We start from the raw sequence: 25,039 nt of genomic DNA on the forward strand, positions 1-25,039 counted from the left end.
CGTGTGTCCGTCCGCCGTCTTGCTCAGGAATGCATCGACATGATTCCCGCTCCACTTCGCAACATCGTCATTGTCGGCGGCGGCACCGCCGGCTGGATGGCGGCCGCCGCGTTCGCGCGCGTGCTTGGGCCCACCTTCAAGGTGCAGCTGATCGAGTCCGAACAGCTGGGCACCGTCGGTGTGGGCGAAGCCACCGTGCCGCACATCAAGGCATTCAACAACCTGCTCGGCATCGATGAGGCCGAGTTCGTCCGCCAGACCCAGGGCAGCTTCAAGCTCGGCATCGAGTTCGTCGACTGGCAACGCCCCGGCAGTACGTACATGCATGGCTTCGGCACCCAGATCGGGCACCCGCTGGGGCTATTGCCGTTCCACCAATACTGGATCAAGCAACACGCGCGCGGTAAAGCGCAGCCGCTGGGGGCGTACACGCTCAACACCGTGGCGGCTGCGCGCGGCAAGTTCATGACCTCCGCCGGCGATGTGCCGGCCAACTCGCCGCTGGCCAACATCGCCTACGCATACCACTTCGATGCCACGCAGTACGCGCACTTTTTGCGGCGGTATTCGCAGCAGCGTGGCGTGACCCGCATCGAAGGGCTGGTCGAGCAGGTGCAGCTGCATCCGGAAAGCGGCCATGTGCAATCGCTGCAGCTGGCCTCCGGGCAGGTGGTGCATGGCGACTTGTTCATCGACTGCTCCGGCTTCGGTGGGCTGCTGATCGAGCAAGCGCTGCACACCGGCTATCACGATTTCACCCATTGGCTGCCGTGCGATCGCGCGCTGGCGGTGCCTTGCGAAAAAGTGGGCCCACCGGCGCCGTACACGCGCTCCACCGCGCGCGCAGCCGGCTGGCAGTGGCGCATTCCGCTGCAGCACCGCACCGGCAACGGCTATGTGTATTGCAGCGCGCACATCAGCGACGACGAAGCTGCCGCCACCCTGCTGGCCAACCTGGACGGCAAGCCGCTGGCCGACCCGCGCCCGCTGCGCTTCACCACCGGGCGGCGCAAGCAGTGCTGGAACCGCAATGTCGTCGCGCTGGGCCTGGCCAGCGGATTTCTGGAGCCGCTGGAATCGACCAGCATCCATCTGATCCAGTCCGGCATTTCCAAGTTGCTGGAGCTGTTTCCGCGCGAGGGCATCAGCCCGGTGCTGGTGCAGCGCTACAACGACCGGCTGGCATTCGAGTTCGACCGCATCCGCGACTTTCTGCTGCTGCACTACCACGCCACCGAACGCGACGACAGCGCGTTCTGGCGGCATTGCCGCCACATGCCGATCACCCCCGAGTTGCAGGCCACGCTGGACCTGTTCCGCGACAGCGGGCGCTTCTATCGCAACGCCGAAGAGATGTTCGCCGAGATCAGCTGGGTGCAGGTACTGGTGGGCCAGGGCATCCTGCCGCAGGGGTATCACCCGCTGGTGGACCAGGTGCCCGACCGCGACGCCGAAGGCTTTCTGGCCAGCGTGGCGCAAACCATTTCGCACTGCGTGGATGTGATGCCGAGCCACCAGCAATTCATCGATCGCTATTGCAAGGCAGCGACGTTGCCGTAAGTGCCTTTTTGCCCTGCGCTTGAGCTGATGCTGAGGGTGGCAGTGACGGATGGCCGATTACGGATGCGGAGATCGAAGCATGCGCTACCGGCACGCTCCGCTCAGGCGTGCAGGCGATGCATGCGCGCCCGGTGCAGCGGGTAACGCGCCATCCACTGCCTCCACGCGGCCAGCCATTGCCCTCGGTCGCCGCGACATGCGACGTGACGGCCAAAAAAAAGGATCGGGCACGAGGCGCGATCCCTTCGAAAACCGGGACACGCCCGGTGGACAATGAGTGACACAGCTTCCGACTGACATCGGACGCCGGCATGTTAACGAGGCTTTCACGTTAAAGCAATGCTTTAATTGTTGTCGCATAAGCCATTGATTTGTTTTGGAGCCAACGGCTGTTTTAGTCTCCGTTCTGCATCAGTGCCGCGCGGATCTCCGCCTGGATGGCGTCAGCCGCCGCTGCAGGGTCGCTCGCCAGGCGGATCGGGCGGCCAACGACGATCGCGTCGGCGCCGTCGATAAATGCCTGCGCCACGCCGACCGTGCGTTGCTGGTCGTCGCCGACCGGGCCGCCGGGGCGGATGCCGGGGCAGACGATCGAAAAGTCCGGACCGGTGGCACGGCGGATCGGGCCGGCTTCCTGCCCGGAAGCGATCACGCCATCGATCCCGGCGGCCTGTGCGGCCAGCGCGCGCTCCACCACCACGTCCACCGGTTCGCGGTCGATGCCCATTGCCGCCAGGTCCGGGCGGCCCATCGACGTCAGCACCGTGACCGCCAGCAGGCGCATGTCGCCGTGGTTGGCTTCGGCGGCAGCCTGCAGCATGCCGGCGTGCCAGCCGTGCACGGTGCAATAGCTCACCGGCCACTGCGCCAGGCGGCGAATCGTGCCGGCCACGGTGGCAGGAATGTCGAAGAACTTGAGGTCCACGAACACGCGCTTGTCGCGCTTGGCCAGCGCATCGAGCACGTGGAAGTACTCGCCCGATGCCAGCAGCTCCATGCCGATCTTGTAGAACGACACCGAATCGCCGAGCCGGTCCACCCAGGCGATTGCTTGGTCGTGGCTGGGCACATCCAGCGCGAAGATCAGCCGCTCATGTGCGGCCAGCGGCAATGGCGCGCGGCTCATCGGGCCACCTCCAGCGCAGCGCGCTTGGCGTCGTGGCGCGTTTGCCAGGGTTGCGCGTAGTCGTTATTGAACTGCGCCGGCTCCCAGCCGCCGTAGCTGGGGTTGGGCAGCATCCACCAGCGTTCGCCGAACCAGTCGTGGTACTGCTGCAACAACACGCCGCGTGCCTGGCCGGTGTTGGCGGTGACCTGCACGAAGTCGCCCAGCTGGTCGCCGAACTGCATCAGCACGCGGTACTTCTGTCCGGCCAGCTGGCGGCGGCAGTTCTTTTCGCTGCCGTTCTGCTCGCAGCCGGGCACCACCGTGCCCAGGCCGAGAAAGACGCTGTCGTCGGCCACCGGCAGGCCCACGCTGCGCAGATTGGCCAAGGTGGCGTCCTTCAGGTGCACCGCACGATTGGAAATGTAGATCAGGGTGATGCCGCGGGCATTGGCGGCCTTGGCGAAATCCACCACGCCGGGGATGGCGGTGGCCTTCTTCTCGGCCACCCACTGGTCCCAGCTCAACTCGTCGTATTCCTTGCCATCGCGCAGCAGGCGCGCCTGGTATGGCGAGTTGTCCAGCACGGTCTCATCCACATCCAGCACCACCGCCGGCTTCAGGCCGGTGGCGGCATTGCCGCGTTCTTCCGGCACCAGCGCGTCCCAGTTGGGCTGCTTGAGCGCGTTATCGAGCTTGTCGGCAGCGGCGCGGTAGGTCTGCTCGGCCACGGCGCGGTATTCCTCCGAGCGCTGCATCCACAGCACCGCATTGAGGTTGTCGTCGCCGGCCGGTGCGGTGGTGGACGACGTTGCGGCCTTGCTGGCCGCAGCGCTGGCGTCGACATTGGCAGTTGCGGTGGCGGTGGCGTCCTGCGCGTGCGGGGCTGGCTGCGTGTCGGCAGGCTTGCAGGCGCTCAGGGCCAGCGCGGTGCAGACGATGAGGGACAACGGTGCGTAAAGCGAGGGGCGCATGGCATCCACCGGGACAGGATCGACAAGAAAGCCTGCGATTTTAGCCGGTTCGCGCCGCATCGCTCGCGGTGGCCGATGGCAGCGCCATTGGAATGACAGAGGCGTACGGATGACGGCCGCCGCGATGCCGCTCGTCCAGCTGCTTGGCTGCATCGGCGTCCCCACGATTGCAGGTCTGTGCCTGTGCCCGTCCCCGGATGCACAGACCCGTTGCCGGCGCGCGACGCTGACACGCGCGATACCGTCGATGACGTCGATGACGTGGGCCAGCTTGCATGGCGTCGCAGCGGAAGAACGCCGGCAGCGGATCGGCATATCCTTGTGCTGATTGCCCCGGAGCCACCCATGACAGAGACCTCGCCCCCGCCCGTCCTCGACACCGCCCAGGCCCGCGTGCTCGGCTGCTTGATCGAAAAAGAGGCCACCACGCCAGACGCGTACCCGCTCACCGTCAATGCCGCGCAGGTGGCCGCCAACCAGAAAACCGCGCGCGAGCCGGTGTTGAATCTGCAGACTGGCGTGGTACACCACGCGCTGCGCCAGCTGGAAACCCTGGGCCTGGTGCGCCAGCAGTTTTCTTCGCGTGCCGAGCGTTACGAACACCGCCTGGGCAGCGTGCTGGATCTGACCCGCCAGCAAGTCGCACTGATCGGCCTGCTGTTGTTACGCGGCGCGCAGACGCTGGGCGAACTGTACGCACGTAGCGAGCGGCTGGCGCGTTTCAACGACGCCGACGACATGCGCCATCACCTTGATCGGCTGATCCAGCGTGGCCTGGCCGCGCAACTGCCGCGCGCCAGCGGTCAGCGCGAAGATCGCTACGCGCATCTGCTCAGCGGCGAACTGGATGTGGAGGCGCTGCAGGCCGCCGCCGCGCGAGCGGCACCGAGCGCGCGCAGCGGCAGCGACACCAGCGACCTGGAAGCGCGCATGCAGGCACTGGAAGCGACGGTCGTCGAACTGCAGGAAGCGCTCGCGGCGGTACAGGCGCGGCTGGACGCAGCTGGCGCCTGATCTATCGGCAGCACCCGCCGACGGCTGCAATGGCAGCGCGGCAGGTGTGCTGCAGCATCGGCGCCTGTTGCCTTTGGGAGATCCGATCCGGCCGTTGCCGGATCACAAACATGCGCCACCGCACGCAGAGGCATGCGGCATCGCCCGCCAGATCCACACTGCCTTGTCGCCCGGCTGCACCGTGTCAGTCTGTGCACGTGACGGATGGATGCACCGGCAAGTCCCCCGCGTCCGTGCAACAGCACTGCCCGCGCTCGAACGCCGGGTCGGGGCACGCCAGCGTCAGGTCGGCGTATCCACCTCGTCCCACTCGGCATCTTCGAAGTGCAGTAGCCAATTGAGCGCGTAATGCCGCTCATACACCACACCCGGCACGATGCCGGCGGGTACCGGCTGAGCGGATTGGCCGGCCTGGCGGACCGCCCAGTGCAGGCGCAGGTGGCGGTCCAGCATGTCGAGCAACTCGGGGAGCGGGCGTCGTGCCACCGTCGGGCGCTCGGCGGCTTGCGCGTTGTCCAGCGCGCGCTGTGCAACCAGGGGCACCTCGCACAGGGCGGTGGGTTCCGGCAATGTGTCGGCCAGCCCCAAGGCCCATTGCAGCACGGCCAGGCTTTCGTAGCGCCAGCCGAAGTTGGCCAGCGCCTGCGCCTCCGGCGCTGCTTGGGCAAAGAAGGCGCGCTCCTGCGGCGACAGCGCCGCGGCCACGCCGGGAAGGCGCGTCTCCACCTCGTCCAGCGATGGCGGCGTATCGCCTGCTGCCAGGATCTCTGCACGCAGCGCCACCGCAAACAACGCCAGCATGCGTCCACTGACGACTGCCGCATCGCGCACGCGTGCTTCGGCCTCGCCGGGCACCGGCGGCAGGCTGGGCGGCACGCGGATGCCTTGCGCGGTCAGCAGGGAACGTTGCTGCGCGCGCCGCTGCAACGCATCGGGCGGATACGGCACCTGCGCATCGTCGTCGATCGCCGGCTCGCCCTGGCTGATCAGCACCCGCCCGTGCGGGTCGCGCACGCTGCCATCGGCCAGGAAACACACCGCATTTGCCTGCTCGGCCCACTGCGCCAGCGCGCCGAACTCCGCATCGTCGACCTGGAAGCTGAAATGCTGCCGCACCCGCTGCACATGCCGCATCAGGTGATAGCGCGATTGCGTCATCTGCCCATCGCCGGCCTGATTCACGTAGCCGACAAAGCCATGCAAGTGATCGACCAACGCCGGATCGGCATGGTCGCGGTGCTGCACGGCAGCCTGCGGCAGAAAGTCCGGCCACAGCGGCGTGCGCAGCGTGGAATAAGCATTGACCACCAGTGACATGCAAGCATCCTTCGGAGAGCAACCAACTACCCGATTATGCGTCCGCGCGGTGATGCGCTGTGTCGACCAGAGCCGATGCAAGCACCCGCCTCAGCAACAGAAGCGGCTGGCAAAACGTGCCAAGTCTGGTCCGGAGCATGAACGGCGCGCAGGATGGATGTGGATGTGGACGCGCAGTGCCCAGCAATGGCGACGCCCGCCCGACGGCACGCACCGTCGTTGCAGGCGCCCCGTTCCAAGCACGCCCTGCGCATCGACGCTGCAGCTACTTACGCAGACTGCCGGTCGCGCTGCCCGTTGAATCGGTGCGTCAAGCCTGCTGCTCAACCCGCCCTGCCCACAGGCCCAAGATCGATCGCGTAATACAGCACTGGCGCGGTCTCCGGGCTCAATACACGCAGGCCCTGCTGCTGCAGCCCGAGCTTTTCCAGCGCACGGATCGATTCGGCATTGTCCGGCGAGACGATCGCGCACAGCTGCGACAAGCCCAGCACGTCGCGGGCATAGTCCAGCACCGCGCGGCCGGCTTCGGTGACATAGCCCTTGCCGCGATATGCGGGCAACAGCGCAAAACCAAGGTGCGGCACCGGCAAGGTCTCGCGACACAACAAGCCCAGCGTGCCGATGAACGCGGCGTCCTCGCGCGTCTCCACCGCCCAATGCGCAAACCCATACCGCGCGTGATGTGCCTGCGCCCATTCGCATAGATGCGCGCGCGCCTGCTCGCGCGTGCGGATGCCGCGGTCGTTGATACCGGCGATAAAGCCAGGGTCGTTGACCAGCTCCAACATCGCATCGGCATCGCGCTCGGGGTCGAGCGTGCGCAAGCGTAGTCGCGGGGTTTGGATCACAACGGTCACGGCACACTCCGGCATCATGAAAAACCAGACTGCCGTGCCGGCGCGTCACTGGCAAGCGATGAGCGGCAGGTGCGCGTGCTACGGCGCACTGCGCATCAGTCGAACAATGCCTGGATCGCGGCCAATCCCGCACTGGCGCGTTCTTTCTTGCGCTCGGCGTCGGCCACCGGGTCGGCGCCATCGCGCTGCAGTTCTTCGGCCGGAATCTCATCGAAGAACCGGCTCGGCTTCAGTCGCACATGCTCACCGAACTTGCGCGTCAGCTTGCTGTGACTCATCCACAACTGCTCCTTGGCGCGGGTGATGCCCACGTACAGCAGGCGGCGCTCTTCCTGCAGATTGCCTTCTTCCAGGCTCACTTCGTGCGGCAGTACGCCGTCCTCGCAGCCGACGATGAAGACATAGCGGAATTCCAGTCCCTTGGACGCATGCATGGTCATCATGCGCACCTGGTTGCCGCCATCGTCCTTGTCGTTGCGCGACAGCAACGCCAACTGCGCAGCCAGATCGCTGGCGCTTGCACCGCGTGGACCACCTTCGAACCACTCGGCCAGTTCGTCCAGATTGCGCTTGCGCCGCTGGAAGCCGGTCTCGTCTTTAGATTGATTGCGCAGGTCGTTGAGCAAGCCGGACTTGTCGGCCAGCAGGCGCACCAGCTCGCCGGCCGGCATGCTGGACGAGTGCTCCCGCATGTCGCGCAGGATGTCGGTAAACGCACTCAAACCATTGGCCGCGCGCGGCGGCAAATGCTGCAGGGCGCCCATCGACTCGGCTGCGCGCGACATCGGCACCGACTTGGCGCTGGCAAGCTCGGCCAGACGCGCCAGCGAGGTCGCGCCGACTTCGCGCTTGGGCGATTGCACGGCACGCAAGAACGCCGCGTCGTCGTCCGGGTTGACGATCAACCGCAACCACGACAGCAGATCCTTGACTTCCTGCCGCTCCAGAAACGCGGTGCCACCGGTGAGGTGATATGGAACGCGCAGCAGCTGCAGCGCTTTTTCCAGCGGACGCGACTGAAAATTGCCGCGGAACAGAATGCAGAAATCGCTCCACGGCACCTGCTTGGCGGTGCCCAGGAACGAGATCTCCGCAGCGACCTTTTCGGCCTCGTGCTCGCTGTCGCGGCATTCCCACACGCGGATGCGCTCGCCGTCGGCCTGGTCGCTCCACAAGGTCTTCAAGTGTTCGTGCGGGTTATGCGCGATCAACGCGTTGGCCGCGCGCAGCACGCGATTGGAGCAGCGGTAGTTCTGTTCCAGCTTGATGATTTCCAGCGCCGGATAGTCGCGCGCCATCTGCTGCAGGTTTTCCGGATTGGCGCCGCGCCAGGCATAGATGCTCTGGTCGTCGTCGCCCACGCAGGTGAAGTTGCCGCGCGGGCCGGCCAGCATCTTCAACAGCCGGTACTGCGCATCGTTGGTGTCCTGGCACTCGTCCACCAGCAGGTAGCCGATGCGCTCGCGCCAGCCCATCACGATGTCTTCGTTGGCTTCCAGGATCTGCACCGGCAGGCGGATCAGGTCATCGAAATCCACCGCGTTGAAGGTGGTCAGCCGCGCCTGGTAGCGCTCGTACAAGCTGGCCGCTTCCTTTTCGCGGGTGCTGCGTGCGGCCGCCATCGCCTGTTCCGGCGACAGGCCGGCGTTCTTGGCGCGCGAAATCAGGTTCTTGGCGTCTTCGATCGCATCGGGCTTGGCGCCATGCATCAGGTCCTTGATCTGCGCAGCGGCATCGTCCGAATCGAAGATCGAAAAGCCGCGCTTCAAACCGGCGGCGGCATGCTCGATCTGCAGGAACTTCAGGCCCAGCGCGTGGAAGGTGCAGATGGTCAGGCCTTCAGCACCGTCGCCGCGGATGCGCTTGGCCACACGCTCACGCATTTCCTTGGCGGATTTGTTGGTAAAGGTGATCGCGGCGATGCGCTTGGCCGGATAACGGCCGATGGCGATCAGATGCGCGATCTTTTCCACGATCACACGCGTCTTGCCGCTGCCGGCACCGGCCAGCACCAACAAGGGACCTTCGCAGTGCAGCACCGCGGCGCTTTGCGGGGGATTGAGACCGTACATAGTGGCTTCCGACAGAGCGCGCCATTGTACCGGGGCTGCTTGCGGCTGGCCGGCGCGATGGATTCATGTCTCCAGCACCGCTAGCCCTTGCCTCAAGCCAGGGGCTGCGCTTCCACCCACTCGACGGCGGACATTGGCCCCGCCTGGCCGCGCCAACGCAGCGCACAGGCGCCGCATCCTGCCGCCCGGCCGGTAAAATCGCCCGATGGCCAAGCTCTATTTCTACTATTCGGCAATGAATGCCGGCAAGACCACCACCTTGCTGCAATCGGCGCACAACTACCGCGAGCGCGGCATGCGCACGCTGATCCTTACGCCCAAGCTCGACCACCGCGCCGGCAGCGGCGTGGTCGCCTCGCGCATCGGCCTGCGCGCGGACGGGCGTATCTTCGAGCGCGACACCGAACTGCAACAGCTGGTCGAACGCGACATCCACAACGACGGCGCGTTGCACTGCGTGCTGGTGGACGAAGCGCAATTCCTCAGCCGCGCCCAGGTCTGGCAGTTGAGCGAGGTGGTCGACCGCCTGCGCATTCCGGTGCTGTGCTACGGCCTGCGCACCGATTTTCGCGGCGAGCTGTTCGAGGGCAGCCAGTTCCTGCTCGCCTGGGCCGACGAGCTGGAAGAGATCAAGACCATCTGCCACAGCGGCAGCAAGGCGACCATGACCGTGCGCGTGGATGCGCACGGGCACGCGGTGCAGGACGGCCCGCAGGTGGAGATCGGCGGCAACGAGCGCTATGTGTCGGTCAGCCGGGCCGAGTTCAAGAAGATCATGCGCGGCGAAGGCCGCATCGATCCGCTACAGATCGCCTTGCCGCTGCCGGTTGCCTAGCGCCGGGGCCGGGTCACGCACCCGCAGCCATCCGCGCCCCGTGGTGCATTCAGGACGGCAGTACCCCATGAGCAGCAGCATTCGGGCGCATCCTCGTTTGCGCTGCGCTATCGCGCGGGAAGCAGGGCCTACACATCGCAGTTGTCCGTTCGACAGCACCAGAGGCCTCACCGCCGCGCTGACGCCAGCCGCTAACACCCACACGTCGGCACACGCTGCGCGCCGCGTTCGTCGACAGCCACCCGCGACCCACTGGCCACGCCCTATACGCTTTGCAGGCGGTGCTAAACCTATGCGGGCATGCGGTCACGGCGGCGTCGCGGGCGCCGTCAGACAGGCGTATCGTGGTGTCTGTGAGACAGCGGCGCACCACACAACCGGGCGCAACCGCGGTCCTGTAAACTGGCAAGCGTCCACTCTTTGGAGGCACTCATGGATCCACTGCCTCCCGCATTGCGCGCCGACATCGCGCGTGTTGGCCGGCTCTCCTCGGTCCCCGACGTATTGAGCGTCCTCACCCGTCTGACCGGGATGGGATTTGCCGCCGTCGCCCGCGTCACCGACGCGCGCTGGATCACCTGTCAGGTGCACGATGCATTGTCCTTTGGCCTGCGGCCCGGCGACGAGCTGCCGCTGGCCACCACGTTTTGCGACAGCGTACGGGTGCGAGGCAATGCCGTGTGGTTCGGGCATGCATCGGATGACCCGATCTATCGCGATCACCCCTCGCCGCGGCTCTACGGCTTCGAGAGCTACGTCTCGGTGCCGATCAAGTTCGACGACGGCAGCGTGTTCGGCACCTTGTGCGCGCTGGATCCGCAGCCGCGCGTCATGGACGCACCGCTGGTGGAAAAGGTCGAACTGCTCGCGCAGTTGCTGGCCGCCCAGATCCAGGCCGAGCAACGTGCCGAAGAAAGCGCGCTGGAATCGCGGCGCGCCCGCAGCGAGCTGGGCCGCGTGGGCGCCTCGGCGCGCTTGCGTGAAGAATTCATCGGCATTCTCGGGCACGACCTACGCAACCCATTGCAGTCCATGCATGCGGTGGTGGATATGCTGTCCATCGACCAACTCAACCATCGCTACGGCAGCTCCATTCGCTCGCTGCAGCGTAGCCTGCGGCGCATGGAAGAACTGATCGATTTCGCCTGCGATTTCGCTCGCGGCATCGAACTCGATTGGTTGCAGCTGGACTATGGCGACGGGAGCGACCTGCTCGATGCACTCTCCCAGGTCGTGGACGAAACCCGCGCCGCCTATCCCAACCAGGTGCTGTCCACGCACGTGGCCATCGACGAGCCAGTACACGGCGATGCGATCCGTCTGGCGCAGATGTTCGGCAGCCTGATGATCAACGCCGTCGTGCAAGGGCCGCAAAGTTCGTTGATCAAGGCGGTCGCGGTCACCGAACATGGCCGGCTACGCATCGAAGTCTGCAATCTGGATGGGATCGATCCGCGTCGGCTGGATGTGCTGCATGCTTCCACCCATGTGCATACCGGCGGACGTGCGCTACCGGATGTCGATCTGGGCCTGCATATGGCGGCGCAGATCGCAAAGGCCCATCAGGGCGAATTACGCATCATCAGCGGCAAGGACGGCACCTGCTTCCGCGTGGAGCTGGCCTGCACACGTCCGCGCGGACGACTGCATCTGGTCGGCACCTCGGCGCCGACCTGAATGCGTTACGCAGCGACTATCGTCCCGCAAACAAGTGCGCCAAAGGTGGCGCTCCAGCCGCATGCGGCATGCCGGCCACACGTCCTCTGGCGCCGCATTGCCGCATGGAGCGGCGCTGGCAACCCGATGCCAGTAACAAGCGCCGCCGGACCCCTTGCTCGGCTCCTCAGTAGATCCTGCGCTCGCTCGGCGGCGGTGGCGTCCATTGGTACAGCCAGGTTTCGGTGAGCGGCTTGCCGTTGGCGCGCAGATACAGGCGGATATCGATCTGCTGGGTGCCCTCGTCCGGCGGCACCAGGTCGAACATCGCCCGATAGCCCTTGAGCTCGTGCAGCGGGCGCGCCGACACGATTTCAGTGGTGCCGCGCGACACCTGCAACACCGCCTCCACCTTGGCCTTCGGGTCCTTCGCCAGCGCGGCCAGCTCGCCACCGGCAAAATCCACCGCAAAGCGCCAGGAGAAATGGCTGCGTTTTTGCCCGACAATGCCGCCCAGGCCGGTTCGGGTCGCCACGCAATGCGCCAACGGCGAGCTGGCCGGTGGCTGCGCGCCCCAATACAGCCGGTAGCCCATCAGCAGTTCCTGTCCCGGCTGTGGCTTGGCTTGCGGATTCCAGAACGCCACGATGTTGTCGAAGGTCTCGTCCACGGTCGGAATCTCGACCAACTGCACCGAGCCCTTGCCCCAACCACTCTTGGGTTCCACCCACAGGCAGGGGCGCTTTTCGTAGAACACGCCATCGTCCTGGTAATGGTCGAAGTTGCGGTCGCGTTGCAGCAGCCCGAAGCCGCGCGGGTTCTCGTCGACGAACATGTTGAAACGCAGATGCGGCGGGTTGCATAGGGGGCGCCAGATCCACTCGCCGCCGCCGGTCCACATCGCCAGGCCGTCGGTGTCGTGAATTTCCGGACGCCAATCCCAGTCCATCCGGTTATCGTTTTCGCCGACCTGGTACATGCTGGTGCACGGGCCGATACCCAACCGCTCGATCGCCTTGCGCGGGTACAGTGCGCTGTCGATATCCATCAGCAGCACATCGCCATTGGTGATGGCGAACCGGTACGCACCGGCAACGCTGGGCGAATCCAGCAAGCCGTACACCACCACCGTGTCCGAATCGTCGGCCGGCTGCTCTAGGTAATAGGCGATGAAATCCGGAAACTCTTCCGGCCCACCAGTACCGGTATCGATGGCCAGCCCACGCGCCGATTGCCCATACTGGCCTTCCTTGCCGACAGCACGGAAGTAGCTTGCGCCCAGGAATGCCGAAAAGTCGCGGTCGGTGTCCTTGCGTGTATTGAGCCGGAAACCGGCAAAGCCCAGATCCTTCGGCAATTGCTTGCCGCCCAGCCCGCTGCGGCCGTAATCGAATGCCGCCGGGTCGTAAGCCAGTTGCTGTGCCTTGCCATCGACGATGTCGTAAATGTGCACCGGTGTATGGAAATACAGTCCCAGGTGGAAGAACTTGGCCTGGAACTTGCCGTTGCCATCGGCCCACAGCGCGTGGTCCTGCCGGTAGCGGATGGACTGATATTGATCCCAGTTCAGCGCCTCAAGCGGCCCCGGCAACAGCTGCTTATGGCTCTTGTAAGGCGCGTTCGCCAGCTCGCGCGCCTGCCCCTTCAACCAGGCGTAGTCGAACGGCTGCGGCTGCCCGAGTCGACGCAGACCGACGGCCTTGGCCGCTAGCGCCCACTGCGGCAACGTCGGCAAACCGAGCGCGGCCAATGCGGCAGCAGCATTCTTCAGGAAGTGGCGTCGTTGCATGCGCATCGATCTGGTCGGGGAATGGGCGACATCATAGCCACAGCTCGGCTTTGAGGTGAATGCGCACTTCAGCGAGACGGAGACGGAGAGGGCGCACCGCATGCATTCACCAGCGCGAGCGCTTTGGCGTTGCTGCAAAGGAACTGCCGCTGCGCCTGCTCCTCATCCGGCCCGGTGTAACGCAGCAGCGTCCACTGCTCCTGTGCCTGCATTTGCGCACCTGGCGCAAGCTGCCGATACGGTGCGTGCACCTCCATTTCCAGCAATCCCTGTTCCGGATGCTGGGGTGGCGCATCCAGATACAACTCCACCTGGCCTTGCTCGGGATGGATCGCCGACAGCGGTTGATGTGCGAAGCGAATCACCAAGACCTGCCCGCCCGCGAAACCGGCCATCCATCCTGCAGACGGCTGCAGCAATAACTTGCCGCGCTGGATCAATCCGTCTGGGCGGGCATCGGCGCGCAGCGCAAGCATGCCGCGCTCCTGCTGATAACGCGGCGCAATCGTGCCGGGCTCGCGCGGCGGCTGCAGCCGAATATCCGTAGCAGCGGCAACCGGCACGAACACCCGCGTCGTGGCCGCAACCCGCGTATTGAACCAAAGATCCCAGGCAATCGGCTGCGCGCGGATATTGCGTGCGCTGGCACCGATTTCGACAGTGTCCGCACGCGCTGCAGAACGTTTGATCTGCTTGCGCAATTGCACCCCGGTCAGCGGGCTGGGCACGCCTTCAAATTCCACCACGTCATGCCGACGCACGCTGACGCGCGTCTGCGCCAGCGACAGATACGGATCCGGCGGCCACACCGCAGCCGCCGCCTGACGCTCGCGATTGAGTTGCTGGTGCAGCCACCACTGACTCTGCGGCCCGACCCACACATCATGGCCGAAATAAGCAATATCCCCGGCAGTGGCCGAGACCTCGGGCGCAGGCTGTTGCTCCACCGCTGCACCGAGCTTCAACACGTTGGGCTGGCCGCGCAGATTGAACGACAGCACGCGCCCGCCAAATGCCGGCGTGACGCTCAGTTCTATGGCGTTGGTCTTCAACTGCAGCCGCTCGACGGCAGCTGCATCGTCCGAAGAGGGCGTCACCGCGCCAGTCGACGTCATCGATAGCAACGCACATGCACCGGTAAGCACCAGGGGAACGACTAGCTGTCGCGAGCTGGACATACAGCGCTTCCACGTAAGGACTTCACGATTGTGGCCCGCCCCCTGCGTGGACGCCAGAACACCCCTGCTCGCGTCTGCTTGCTGGCACGTTGCTGCAGGCCAGGTGCCCGTTCGCGCGATGTCTGCCTGGAGACCTGGGCCACGTAGAGCGTTTGGCGACGTCTCAACGGTCTCAAGCAGGAGGGAGCCCCGGTTGGGTCGGCGCATGCGCTCGGACATGCAAGCAGGTTGGAACCGGCATCCGATGCCGGCATCCGGAACGAGCGCAGCGAACGCGACGACTCATCGAGCCAGGTAGCCGCTTTCCTCGGGCAACCCCATACGCAATGCGTCGCAACCAGCCAGTGCATGCCAAACCCCACGGTGCCTAAGAGAGCCATGTTGGTCGTCAGAACATTGCGAAGAGCAGGCGCGTGTAAAACGCCAGAACGTAGGCCATGTCCGGAGTTAGCCGAGCCGCATTGTTGTGGCGTCCGCTGGAACGATCTGGAGACTATCGCGACAACGTCAGCGGTCAAACACCGCGCCGGCTTGATATGGCGCTTATCGCTGACAGCTCCCGCACCACACCGTAGCGCGTTGACCGATCGTCGCGTGTTTCAAGACCCGTCCACACTGTTTGCAGGCCTCGCCCTCGCGCCCATAAACAAAAAGTTCCTGCTCGAAATAGCCGGGCGCACCATCGGGGCTGATGAAGTCGCGCAATGTGGTTCCACCGCGCTGGATGGCATACGCCAGGATGTCTTTCACTGCATCAGCCAGACGCCGATAACGCTCCAGCGAGACCTTCCCCGCCTCGCGCAACGGACTGATTCCCGCCCGATGCAGGCTTTCGGCAGCGTAGATATTTCCAACTCCGACAACCACGGCCTGATCCATCAAAAAGGTCTTGACGGCAGCGCGCCGCCCCTGTGCCAGCGCGTGGAGATAATCGCCAGTAAATGCATCCGATAATGGTTCTGGACCAAGCGCAGCGAGCAAGTCATGGGCTTGCGTGCCGGATTGCCACAACAGGCAGCCAAAGCGGCGCGGATCGTTGAAACGCAGCAAGCGCCCGCTTTGCAGACTGATATCCACATGGTCGTGCGCCCGCGGCAACGTGTCGCCAGGCAGCACCCGCAGACTTCCGGACATCCCCAGATGCAACAGCGCGCTGCCGCCGGCATCCGTATCGATCAGCAAGTATTTCGCACGTCGGCGCACGTTGGTAATGGTGGCGCCGGGAAGCAAGCGCTCGATCTGCTCGGGAATCGGCCAACGCAGATCGGGCCGACGCAGGATCACGCCATGGATCCGCTGCCCAACCAGATGCGGCGACAGGCCACGCAACGTCGTTTCGACCTCGGGCAACTCAGGCATCAGCGCATCCAACAAACGCCGGCCACACACCGGCAAAGCAGCTAATGGGGTCGAAACACTCAAACACAATCAACGCGACCCTGCCGGCGCGCTATCGCTGTCCCCTTCCTGCTTTGCCTGCCTGATGTATAAGCAGTATCGCTGAGTCCCCAACGCTGGCTAATTTCAGCAGCTATCTCACTTGCTGCGCTGCTGCAGCACGTCGGTCGCCTACCGCTTCTGGAGTCATGAGGACATTGCCTGCTAGGCCATTTCCTCAAATTTGGCGCAAAAAGAATCCCTCAGTCCATTGGACTGAGGGATTCGGGGTAAAGCCCCTGGCGATGACCTACTCTCGCATGGCTTGAGCCACACTACCATCGGCGCAGCTGCGTTTCACTTCCGAGTTCGGGATGGGATCGGGTGGTTCCACAGCGCTAATTTCACCAGGGAGACGGTTGGAGCGTCGCCATCCAAAGATCGGATGAGGCGCGCGTCTCGCAGAGGTAACTTGTGACGTAGCTTGCGTTTGGTGATCTACCAACGTTCGTTGGGACCAAGGCAACTTGAGGTTATATGGTCAAGCCGCACGGATCATTAGTATCAGTTAGCTCAATACATTGCTGTACTTACACACCTGACCTATCAACCACGTAGTCTACATGGTTCCTTTAGGGGGCTTGTGCCCCGGGAAGTCTCATCTTGAGGCGCGCTTCCCGCTTAGATGCTTTCAGCGGTTATCGCTTCCGAACATAGCTACCCGGCAATGCCACTGGCGTGACAACCGGAACACCAGAGGTTCGTCCACTCCGGTCCTCTCGTACTAGGAGCAGCCCCTCTCAAACTTCCAACGCCCATGGCAGATAGGGACCGAACTGTCTCACGACGTTCTGAACCCAGCTCGCGTACCACTTTAAATGGCGAACAGCCATACCCTTGGGACCGACTACAGCCCCAGGATGTGATGAGCCGACATCGAGGTGCCAAACACCGCCGTCGATATGAACTCTTGGGCGGTATCAGCCTGTTATCCCCGGAGTACCTTTTATCCGTTGAGCGATGGCCCTTCCATACAGAACCACCGGATCACTAAGACCTACTTTCGTACCTGCTTGATCCGTCGATCTTGCAGTCAAGCACGCTTATGCCTTTGCACACAGTGCGCGATGTCCGACCGCGCTGAGCGTACCTTCGTGCTCCTCCGTTACTCTTTAGGAGGAGACCGCCCCAGTCAAACTACCCACCATACACGGTCCCTGATCCGGATAACGGACCTAGGTTAGAACGTCAAGCACGACAGGGTGGTATTTCAAGGATGGCTCCACTGCAGCTAGCGCCACAGTTTCATAGCCTCCCACCTATCCTACACAGACGAACTCAACGTTCAGTGTAAAGCTATAGTAAAGGTTCACGGGGTCTTTCCGTCTTGCCACGGGAACGCTGCATCTTCACAGCGATTTCAATTTCACTGAGTCTCGGGTGGAGACAGCGCCGCTGTCGTTACGCCATTCGTGCAGGTCGGAACTTACCCGACAAGGAATTTCGCTACCTTAGGACCGTTATAGTTACGGCCGCCGTTTACTGGGGCTTCGATCAAGAGCTTCGCCTTGCGGCTGACCCCATCAATTAACCTTCCAGCACCGGGCAGGCGTCACACCCTATACGTCCACTTTCGTGTTTGCAGAGTGCTGTGTTTTTGATAAACAGTCGCAGCGGCCTGGTTTCTGCGACCCTCTTCAGCTATAGCTCGCATGAGCCACCAAAAAGGGTGCACCTTCTCCCGAAGTTACGGTGCCATGTTGCCTAGTTCCTTCACCCGAGTTCTCTCAAGCGCCTGAGAATTCTCATCCTACCCACCTGTGTCGGTTTACGGTACGGTCTTCGTGAGCTGAAGCTTAGGAGCTTTTCCTGGAAGCGTGGTATCAGTGACTTCGCCAAAAAGGCTCGTCTCGGTGCTCGGTCTTAAAGGATCCCGGATTTGCCAAAGATCCAAACCTACCGCCTTTCCCCGGGACAACCAACGCCCGGTACACCTAACCTTCTCCGTCCCTCCATCGCACTCACGCGAGGTGCAGGAATATTAACCTGCTTCCCATCGACTACGGCTTTCGCCCTCGCCTTAGGGACCGACTAACCCTGCGTCGATTAACGTTGCGCAAGGAAACCTTGGGCTTTCGGCGTGCGGGCTTTTCACCCGCATTATCGTTACTCATGTCAGCATTCGCACTTCCGATACCTCCAGCAGACTTCTCAATCCACCTTCGCAGGCTTACGGAACGCTCCTCTACCGCGCATAAAACACGTTTTATGCACCCCAAGCTTCGGTTCACTGCTTAGCCCCGTTAAATCTTCCGCGCAGACCGACTCGACCAGTGAGCTATTACGCTTTCTTTAAAGGGTGGCTGCTTCTAAGCCAACCTCCTGGCTGTCTATGCCTTTCCACATCGTTTTCCACTTAGCAGTGAATTTGGGACCTTAGCTGTGGGTCTGGGTTGTTTCCCTTTTCACGACGGACGTTAGCACCCGCCGTGTGTCTCCCATACAGTCCGTCTCGGTATTCGGAGTTTGCAATGGTTTGGTAAGTCGCGATGACCCCCTAGCCATAACAGTGCTCTACCCCCGAGAGGATACATATGAGGCGCTACCTAAATAGCTTTCGAGGAGAACCAGCTATCTCCGGGTTCGATTAGCTTTTCACTCCTAATCACAGCTCATCCCCGTCTTTTGCAACAGACGTGGGTTCGGGCCTCCAGTACCTGTTACGGCACCTTCACCCTGGCCATGACTAGATCACCCGGTTTCGGGTCTACTGCCCGCGACTATGCGCCCTTATCAGACTCGGTTTCCCTTCGCCTCCCCTATACGGTTAAGCTTGCCACGAACAGTAAGTCGCTGACCCATTATACAAAAGGTACGCAGTCACTCTTGCGAGCTCCTACTGCTTGTACGCACACGGTTTCAGGATCTATTTCACTCCCCTCTCCGGGGTTCTTTTCGCCTTTCCCTCACGGTACTGGTTCACTATCGGTCGGTCAGGAGTATTTAGCCTTGGAGGATGGTCCCCCCATATTCAGACAGGGTTTCACGTGCCCCGCCCTACTCGTCTTCACTGGAGTGGCCCTTTTAAATACAGGGCTATCACCTTCTATGGCCAATCTTTCCAGATTGTTTTTCTAAAGCCATTCCAGCTTAAGGGCTGTTCCCCGTTCGCTCGTCACTACTTAGGGAATCTCGGTTGATTTCTTTTCCTCCGGTTACTTAGATATTTCAGTTCACCGGGTTCGCTTCCAGCAGCTATGAATTCACTGCAGGATACTGCCGAAGCAGTGGGTTTCCCCATTCGGATATTGCCGGATCAAAGCTTGTTGCCAGCTCCCCGACACTTTTCGCAGGCTACCACGTCCTTCATCGCCTCTGACCGCCTAGGCATCCACCGTGTGCGCTTATTCGCTTGACCATATAACCCCAAGTTGCCTCGGAGCTATCTGTCGTGTTGTGTGGGGTACAAAGCCACCAACGCGAACATACGACTCAATTATTTAGGGACTCGAAGTCCCCGCCTTAGCCTCAACGACACGTTTAGATAGATATCTCAAACGCTCGCTACGTCACAAGTTATAAAAGAACATGTCTCAGCCTCAACGCTGATCCATATAAATTCTTAAGTGTGCACTACATTCAGAGTGGTGGGTCTGGGAGGACTCGAACCACCGACCTCACCCTTATCAGGGGTGCGCTCTAACCACCTGAGCTACAGACCCAAAGTCGTTTCACTCAAATGGTGGAGCCTGTCGGGATCGAACCGACGACCCCCTGCTTGCAAAGCAGGTGCTCTCCCAGCTGAGCTAAGGCCCCATGATGGGACTTTCGCATACCGGCCTGTGCCGATACGCATCTCTGAATGCAGGTAATTTGTGAGGACGCCCGACAGGACGATGACGTCATGCTCAAAAGGAGGTGATCCAGCCGCACCTTCCGATACGGCTACCTTGTTACGACTTCACCCCAGTCATCGGCCACACCGTGGCAAGCGCCCTCCCGAAGGTTAAGCTACCTGCTTCTGGTGCAACAAACTCCCATGGTGTGACGGGCGGTGTGTACAAGGCCCGGGAACGTATTCACCGCAGCAATGCTGATCTGCGATTACTAGCGATTCCGACTTCATGGAGTCGAGTTGCAGACTCCAATCCGGACTGAGATAGGGTTTCTGGGATTGGCTTGCCCTCGCGGGTTTGCAGCCCTCTGTCCCTACCATTGTAGTACGTGTGTAGCCCTGGTCGTAAGGGCCATGATGACTTGACGTCATCCCCACCTTCCTCCGGTTTGTCACCGGCGGTCTCCTTAGAGTTCCCACCATTACGTGCTGGCAACTAAGGACAAGGGTTGCGCTCGTTGCGGGACTTAACCCAACATCTCACGACACGAGCTGACGACAGCCATGCAGCACCTGTCTCACGGTTCCCGAAGGCACCAATCCATCTCTGGAAAGTTCCGTGGATGTCAAGACCAGGTAAGGTTCTTCGCGTTGCATCGAATTAAACCACATACTCCACCGCTTGTGCGGGCCCCCGTCAATTCCTTTGAGTTTCAGTCTTGCGACCGTACTCCCCAGGCGGCGAACTTAACGCGTTAGCTTCGATACTGCGTGCCAAATTGCACCCAACATCCAGTTCGCATCGTTTAGGGCGTGGACTACCAGGGTATCTAATCCTGTTTGCTCCCCACGCTTTCGTGCCTCAGTGTCAGTGTTGGTCCAGGTAGCCGCCTTCGCCACGGATGTTCCTCCCGATCTCTACGCATTTCACTGCTACACCGGGAATTCCGCTACCCTCTACCACACTCTAGTGACCCAGTATCCACTGCAATTCCCAGGTTGAGCCCAGGGCTTTCACAACAGACTTAAACCACCACCTACGCACGCTTTACGCCCAGTAATTCCGAGTAACGCTTGCACCCTTCGTATTACCGCGGCTGCTGGCACGAAGTTAGCCGGTGCTTATTCTTTGGGTACCGTCAGAACAATCGGGTATTAACCGACTGCTTTTCTTTCCCAACAAAAGGGCTTTACAACCCGAAGGCCTTCTTCACCCACGCGGCATGGCTGGATCAGGCTTGCGCCCATTGTCCAATATTCCCCACTGCTGCCTCCCGTAGGAGTCTGGACCGTGTCTCAGTTCCAGTGTGGCTGATCATCCTCTCAGACCAGCTACGGATCGTCGCCTTGGTGGGCCTTTACCCCGCCAACTAGCTAATCCGACATCGGCTCATTCAACCGCGCGAAGCCCGAAGGTCCTCCGCTTTCACCCGTAGGTCGTATGCGGTATTAGCGTAAGTTTCCCTACGTTATCCCCCACGAAAGAGTAGATTCCGATGTATTCCTCACCCGTCCGCCACTCGCCACCCATAAGAGCAAGCTCTTACTGTGCTGCCGTTCGACTTGCATGTGTTAGGCCTGCCGCCAGCGTTCACTCTGAGCCAGGATCAAACTCTTCACTTAAAATTACATGCCCGAAGGCAAATACTTTAGCTGCAGAAGTCCAACCACTGGCAACTTATCGCTTGCAAAGCAATTAATATGTTGCTTGATTAAACGTCTGCAAGATGGACAATCATCCTTCCTGCAGGCGTCCGCACAAATTACCTGCGCACACTGTCAAAGAACATTGGGAAGTGGCCTCAGCGCCGTTCCCGTCAGCTTCGTCGTTTCCGTCGAAGCGAGCCGCCCATTATAGCGGACTTTTTCTTGCCGTCAACACCTCATTTCGAGGTGGTTGACGCTGCTTCGTTTGAACCCGAAGGTTTTCTGCGAAGCGAGCCGGCCATATTAGCAGGCTTTTCATCCTCGTCAACCCCTCGTGAAGAGGACGTTGCCGCCGCTGCACCTCCATCCGCCGTAGCGTCTTTCCGTGTAGCGAGCCGCCCATCATAGCCGGCTTTTTCGTTTCGTCAACACCTTAATTTCAAGGAGTTTTCGAACCCTTCCGCTTCAGGTCCGCGTTTGCGGGCCGCTGCGTCGGGGGAGGCGAACTATATGCCCGCCGAACCGATTTGGGAAGTGTTTTGTGAAAAATTCTTCACGGAATTGCCAAAATTTGCGCTACGCCGCAGTCATGCTGGCTTGAAACCTCTGAGGGCCTTGGATTTCAACTTCCATCTAACAGGTAAGACATATGGGGCCACCGAGATTGCCGATCTGCAGCAACCTCGGTGCGCTTTAGCCAGTGACGAGCGATACGCGGGCAAAATTGCGCTTGCCCACCTGGATGACCCCCTCAAAGCCCTGCGTGAAGACGCGACCGGGATCCTCCACCACTTCGCCGTCGATCTTGACCGCGCGCTCCTTGAGTTTGCGGGTGGCTTCGGAATTGCTGGGCGTCAGCCCGGCCGCAGTCAGGAGACCGGCGAGGCGCAGGCCTTCGGCGGGAACCACCACTTCCTGCAGCGGCAGCAGACTGGTGTCGCCCTGCCCTGTCACCACCGCATGCCAGCCGGCAACGGCCTGCTCTGCGGTGGCGGCATCGTGGAACCGGGTGGCCAGTTCGCGTGCCAGGCGCAGCTTGACCTCGCGCGGGTGCAACTCCCCGGAGGCGACCTCCTCCTTCAGGCGTGCCGCTTCGGCCATGCTGATATCGAAGGACAGCAGGTCGATCCAGCGCCAGGTCAGCGCGTCGCCGATCTTCATCGTCTTGGTGACGATGTCGATGGCCGGCTCGTTGATGCCGATGTAATTGCCCAGTGACTTGGACATCTTGGCCACGCCGTCCAGGCCTTCCAGCAATGGCATGGTCAGCACGATCTGCGGCGCCTGGCCGTAATGCTCCTGCAAGCCACGCCCCATCAACAGGTTGAACTTCTGATCGGTGCCGCCGAGCTCGACGTCCGCCTTCAGGGCAACCGAATCGTAGCCCTGCACTAATGGATAGAGGAATTCGTGGATGGCGATCGGCTGCTGGCTGCCGAAGCGCTTGGCGAAATCGTCGCGTTCGAGCATGCGCGCGACGGTGTGCTGGGCAGAGAGCTTGATCATGTCGGCCGCGCTCATCTGGCCGAACCATTCGGAGTTGAAGCGCACTTCGGTGCGTTCGCGGTCCAGGATCTTGAAGACCTGCTCTTCATAGGTCCGTGCGTTGGCCAACACATCCTCGCGGCTGAGCGGCTTGCGGGTGGCGTTCTTGCCGCTCGGGTCTCCGATCATGCCGGTGAAATCGCCAATCAGGAAGATCACCTGATGGCCGAGCTGCTGGAATTGCCGCATCTTGTTGAGCAGCACGGTATGGCCCAGATGCAGATCCGGCGCGGTGGGATCGAAGCCGGCCTTCACCCGCAGCGGCTTACCGGTGGCGAGCCGCGCCTGCAGCTGATCGAGCTTGAGGATCTCTTCGGCGCCGCGGCCGATGAGTGCGAGGGATTCTTCGATAGTGGCCAACCACAGACTCCAGCGGCGCTTGCCGTCAAAAACGTGAATGATGTTAAACGCGGGTTAATTCCGCGCCAAGTGAAAATAATGAACAGGCTCAATGGTTTGACGCGCTGTTACAGGCTGTCTATGGTACCGGCGATTGGGCTCGCACTTCGAGCCAGCGAGGAATTTGAACGATGCAGAACTCAGAGCAGGGCCGTGCACGCAAGCGGCGCTTTCACGAACGCCTCCACGTCCTCCACGACACTGCACTGCATCGAAAGCTCAAGGCGCATCTGCCGGCGGCATTCAATGACCGCTGGACACGTCGCCACTGGATCCACGCCTGCCTGTTCGCCACCATCGGCGCGCTGGTGGCCACGATCGTGCCGGGTTTTTCCAACGCCATCGACACACCGCTTTCCAGCCATTCCACGCTGGCGTTGCCATTGCCGCCGCTGATTCCCAGCCGCAAGCAGCTGGCGCCGAGCACCGATTGGGAAATTCTGCAGGTCAAGCCGGGCCAGACGCTGAGTACCTTGTTCGGCGAGCTGGGAATCCCGACCACGGTGATGTACCAGGTATTGGCGCATCCGGGGACCAAGGAGGCGCTGACCAAGCTGCGTCCGGGCACCGAGATCGCCTTCGACATGCCGACGCGCGGGCAACTGCGCGCATTGCGCTTCGATCGCGACGACAGTCATCGGGTGGAACTGCGCCTGCTGGGCGACGCCGTGCGCGAGAACGTGACCGAGCGGGCGACCACCACGCGCACAGTGGTTGCCAGCGGGGAGATCAGCAGTTCGTTGTATGCATCGGCCGGCAAATCCGGATTGTCGCCGGCGGCGGTGGCGATCATGACCGACGAGATCTTCAAGTACGACATCGACTTCGATAAGGATCTGCAGCCCGGCGACCGTTTCAGCGTGGTCATGGATGAAAGCTGGCGCGAAGGCGAGCGGATCAGCACCGGCGACATCCTGGCGGCGACGTTCACCACCGGCGGCAAGACCTATACGGGGTTTCGCTTCGAGCGCGCTGGCAAACCGGCCGAGTACTTCGACATCAATGGCCGCCCGCTCAAGAAGAGCTTTATCCGCATGCCGGTGGCCTATAGCCGGATCAGCTCCACCTTCGGTGCGCGCAAGCATCCGGTGCTGGGCACCATGCGCATGCACAAGGGTGTGGACTATGCGGCCGCCTCGGGCACGCCGATCATGGCAGCCGGCGATGCGCGGGTGGTGTTTGTCGGGACCCAACGCGGTTATGGCAACGTGGTGATCCTGGATCACGGCAAGAACTACAGCACGCTGTACGGGCACATGTCGCGCTTTGGCAAGATCAAGGCCGGGCAGCGCATCAACCAGGGCACGGTGATCGGCTATGTCGGCATGACCGGCCTGGCGACCGGCCCGCATCTGCATTACGAATTCCGCGTGGGCGGACAGCAGCGCAATCCGATGTCGGTGACGATGCCGCCGCCGGAGCCGCTGCAGGGCGTCGAACTGGCGGCGTTCCGCGCGCAGACGGCGCCGGCCATGGCTCGCATCGAGGGCATGGAGAAGCTGATCTACGCCGACGCCGGCAAGCCGGCCAAGGGCAAGTCGCGCAGTTGAGCGCCTGCGGCTGGTAACTGCGTCAGCTGCGTTGCGGCTGCGCAGGCGGGTGGCGCGGCAGGGGTTGGGCGTCCCTCCAGCCGTGTCGCATGGTCGTTGCCGTGCAGCGAAATTGCTGCAGCGGAATGCGGGTGGTGAACGCTGCGACTTCCCAATCCGGCGTTTGATCTTGGCTGTCGACCGCATCTGACGTGATTGCGGACCTTGACGATCCCTGAGGTGGGAAGGAATCCCGACGCATAGGCGATAGTCGGGGCAGCGATTGCAGCGCGTGCCGGCCCCACGAGGACCCACCCGCTGCACGGCTGCCATCCACGTAAGACCAG

At 62.2% G+C, this 25,039-nt stretch carries 14 protein-coding genes, 2 tRNA genes and 3 rRNA genes; 5 read left to right on the forward strand and 14 right to left on the reverse strand.

Annotated features, from left to right (window positions below):
* Nucleotides 1–39 precede the first annotated feature (39 nt).
* Nucleotides 40–1,560, forward strand: coding sequence for a tryptophan halogenase family protein (locus tag EO156_RS06215; protein ID WP_016849585.1), 1,521 nt, complete (start codon nucleotides 40–42; stop codon nucleotides 1,558–1,560).
* Nucleotides 1,561–1,954: 394 nt separating this feature from the next.
* On the opposite strand, the gene pyrF is transcribed toward EO156_RS06215, so the two are convergent.
* Both pyrF and EO156_RS06225 read right to left on the reverse strand, forming a co-directional pair.
* On the reverse strand, nucleotides 1,955–2,686 hold the full coding sequence (gene pyrF / locus EO156_RS06220) for an orotidine-5'-phosphate decarboxylase (RefSeq protein WP_016849586.1): 732 nt from the start codon (nucleotides 2,684–2,686) through the stop codon (nucleotides 1,955–1,957).
* Nucleotides 2,683–3,648, reverse strand: coding sequence for a 5'-nucleotidase, lipoprotein e(P4) family (locus tag EO156_RS06225; RefSeq protein ID WP_026006930.1), 966 nt, complete (start codon nucleotides 3,646–3,648; stop codon nucleotides 2,683–2,685). Before EO156_RS06225 ends, pyrF begins: the two co-directional genes overlap by 4 nt.
* Before the next feature lie 336 nt (nucleotides 3,649–3,984).
* On the opposite strand from EO156_RS06225, the gene EO156_RS06235 reads away from it, so the two are divergent.
* The gene (locus tag EO156_RS06235) at nucleotides 3,985–4,653 is read left to right on the forward strand and encodes a DUF480 domain-containing protein (protein WP_003485105.1); all 669 of its coding nucleotides are present in this window, start codon (nucleotides 3,985–3,987) and stop codon (nucleotides 4,651–4,653) included.
* 282 nt (nucleotides 4,654–4,935) lie between these two features.
* Here EO156_RS06235 and EO156_RS06240 read toward each other — a convergent pair whose 3' ends face one another.
* The 3 genes from EO156_RS06240 to EO156_RS06250 all read right to left on the reverse strand — a co-directional run bounded on the left by EO156_RS06240 (nucleotide 4,936) and on the right by EO156_RS06250 (nucleotide 8,902).
* Nucleotides 4,936–5,970 carry a DUF4272 domain-containing protein gene (locus EO156_RS06240; RefSeq protein WP_015463790.1) on the reverse strand — a complete coding sequence of 345 codons (1,035 nt, stop codon included), beginning with the start codon at nucleotides 5,968–5,970 and terminating at the stop codon, nucleotides 4,936–4,938.
* 323 nt (nucleotides 5,971–6,293) lie between these two features.
* A complete protein-coding gene (locus tag EO156_RS06245; protein ID WP_016848648.1) occupies nucleotides 6,294–6,848 on the reverse strand; it encodes a GNAT family N-acetyltransferase in 555 nt (184 codons plus the stop codon).
* Nucleotides 6,849–6,925: 77 nt separating this feature from the next.
* Entirely contained in the window at nucleotides 6,926–8,902 is a 1,977-nt protein-coding gene (locus EO156_RS06250) for a UvrD-helicase domain-containing protein (protein ID WP_011052868.1), read from the reverse strand.
* 205 nt (nucleotides 8,903–9,107) lie between these two features.
* Between EO156_RS06250 and EO156_RS06255 the strand changes: the two genes are divergently transcribed.
* Both EO156_RS06255 and EO156_RS06260 read left to right on the forward strand, forming a co-directional pair.
* Nucleotides 9,108–9,737, forward strand: coding sequence for a thymidine kinase (locus EO156_RS06255; protein WP_005917020.1), 630 nt, complete (start codon nucleotides 9,108–9,110; stop codon nucleotides 9,735–9,737).
* Nucleotides 9,738–10,169: 432 nt separating this feature from the next.
* Complete coding sequence (locus tag EO156_RS06260; protein ID WP_003485110.1) at nucleotides 10,170–11,414, forward strand: GAF domain-containing protein; 1,245 nt, start codon at nucleotides 10,170–10,172, stop codon at nucleotides 11,412–11,414.
* Nucleotides 11,415–11,580: 166 nt separating this feature from the next.
* Here EO156_RS06260 and EO156_RS06265 read toward each other — a convergent pair whose 3' ends face one another.
* The 9 genes from EO156_RS06265 to tyrS form a co-directional block, all read right to left on the reverse strand.
* Nucleotides 11,581–13,182, reverse strand: coding sequence for a glucan biosynthesis protein D (locus tag EO156_RS06265; RefSeq protein WP_011052870.1), 1,602 nt, complete (start codon nucleotides 13,180–13,182; stop codon nucleotides 11,581–11,583).
* A 68-nt stretch (nucleotides 13,183–13,250) separates the two neighbouring features.
* Nucleotides 13,251–14,360 carry a DUF4380 domain-containing protein gene (locus EO156_RS06270; protein ID WP_078585911.1) on the reverse strand — a complete coding sequence of 370 codons (1,110 nt, stop codon included), beginning with the start codon at nucleotides 14,358–14,360 and terminating at the stop codon, nucleotides 13,251–13,253.
* A gap of 543 nt (nucleotides 14,361–14,903) precedes the next feature.
* Entirely contained in the window at nucleotides 14,904–15,719 is an 816-nt protein-coding gene (gene mutM, locus EO156_RS06275; protein ID WP_005911534.1) for a bifunctional DNA-formamidopyrimidine glycosylase/DNA-(apurinic or apyrimidinic site) lyase, read from the reverse strand.
* Nucleotides 15,720–16,034: 315 nt separating this feature from the next.
* Nucleotides 16,035–16,149, reverse strand: a 5S ribosomal RNA gene (gene rrf / locus EO156_RS06280).
* A gap of 125 nt (nucleotides 16,150–16,274) precedes the next feature.
* Nucleotides 16,275–19,155: ribosomal RNA gene (locus tag EO156_RS06285) — 23S ribosomal RNA — on the reverse strand.
* A gap of 227 nt (nucleotides 19,156–19,382) precedes the next feature.
* Nucleotides 19,383–19,459: transfer RNA gene (locus tag EO156_RS06290), tRNA-Ile, on the reverse strand.
* 18 nt (nucleotides 19,460–19,477) lie between these two features.
* Nucleotides 19,478–19,553, reverse strand: a tRNA-Ala gene (locus EO156_RS06295).
* Between the two features lie 95 nt (nucleotides 19,554–19,648).
* Nucleotides 19,649–21,195, reverse strand: a 16S ribosomal RNA gene (locus EO156_RS06300).
* The 16S, 23S and 5S rRNA genes sit together here with 2 tRNA genes alongside, the layout of an rRNA operon.
* 717 nt (nucleotides 21,196–21,912) lie before the next feature.
* Nucleotides 21,913–23,124, reverse strand: a complete 1,212-nt coding sequence (gene tyrS, locus EO156_RS06305) for a tyrosine--tRNA ligase (protein ID WP_005914412.1) — start codon at nucleotides 23,122–23,124, stop codon at nucleotides 21,913–21,915.
* 170 nt (nucleotides 23,125–23,294) lie between these two features.
* On the opposite strand from tyrS, the gene EO156_RS06310 reads away from it, so the two are divergent.
* Entirely contained in the window at nucleotides 23,295–24,713 is a 1,419-nt protein-coding gene (locus EO156_RS06310; protein WP_016849853.1) for a M23 family metallopeptidase, read from the forward strand.
* Nucleotides 24,714–25,039 lie beyond the last annotated feature (326 nt).

The sequence above is a fragment of the Xanthomonas sp. DAR33341 genome (genome assembly GCF_003992815.1).
In the GTDB taxonomy this organism is placed as follows: Bacteria; Pseudomonadota; Gammaproteobacteria; order Xanthomonadales; family Xanthomonadaceae; genus Xanthomonas; species Xanthomonas cissicola.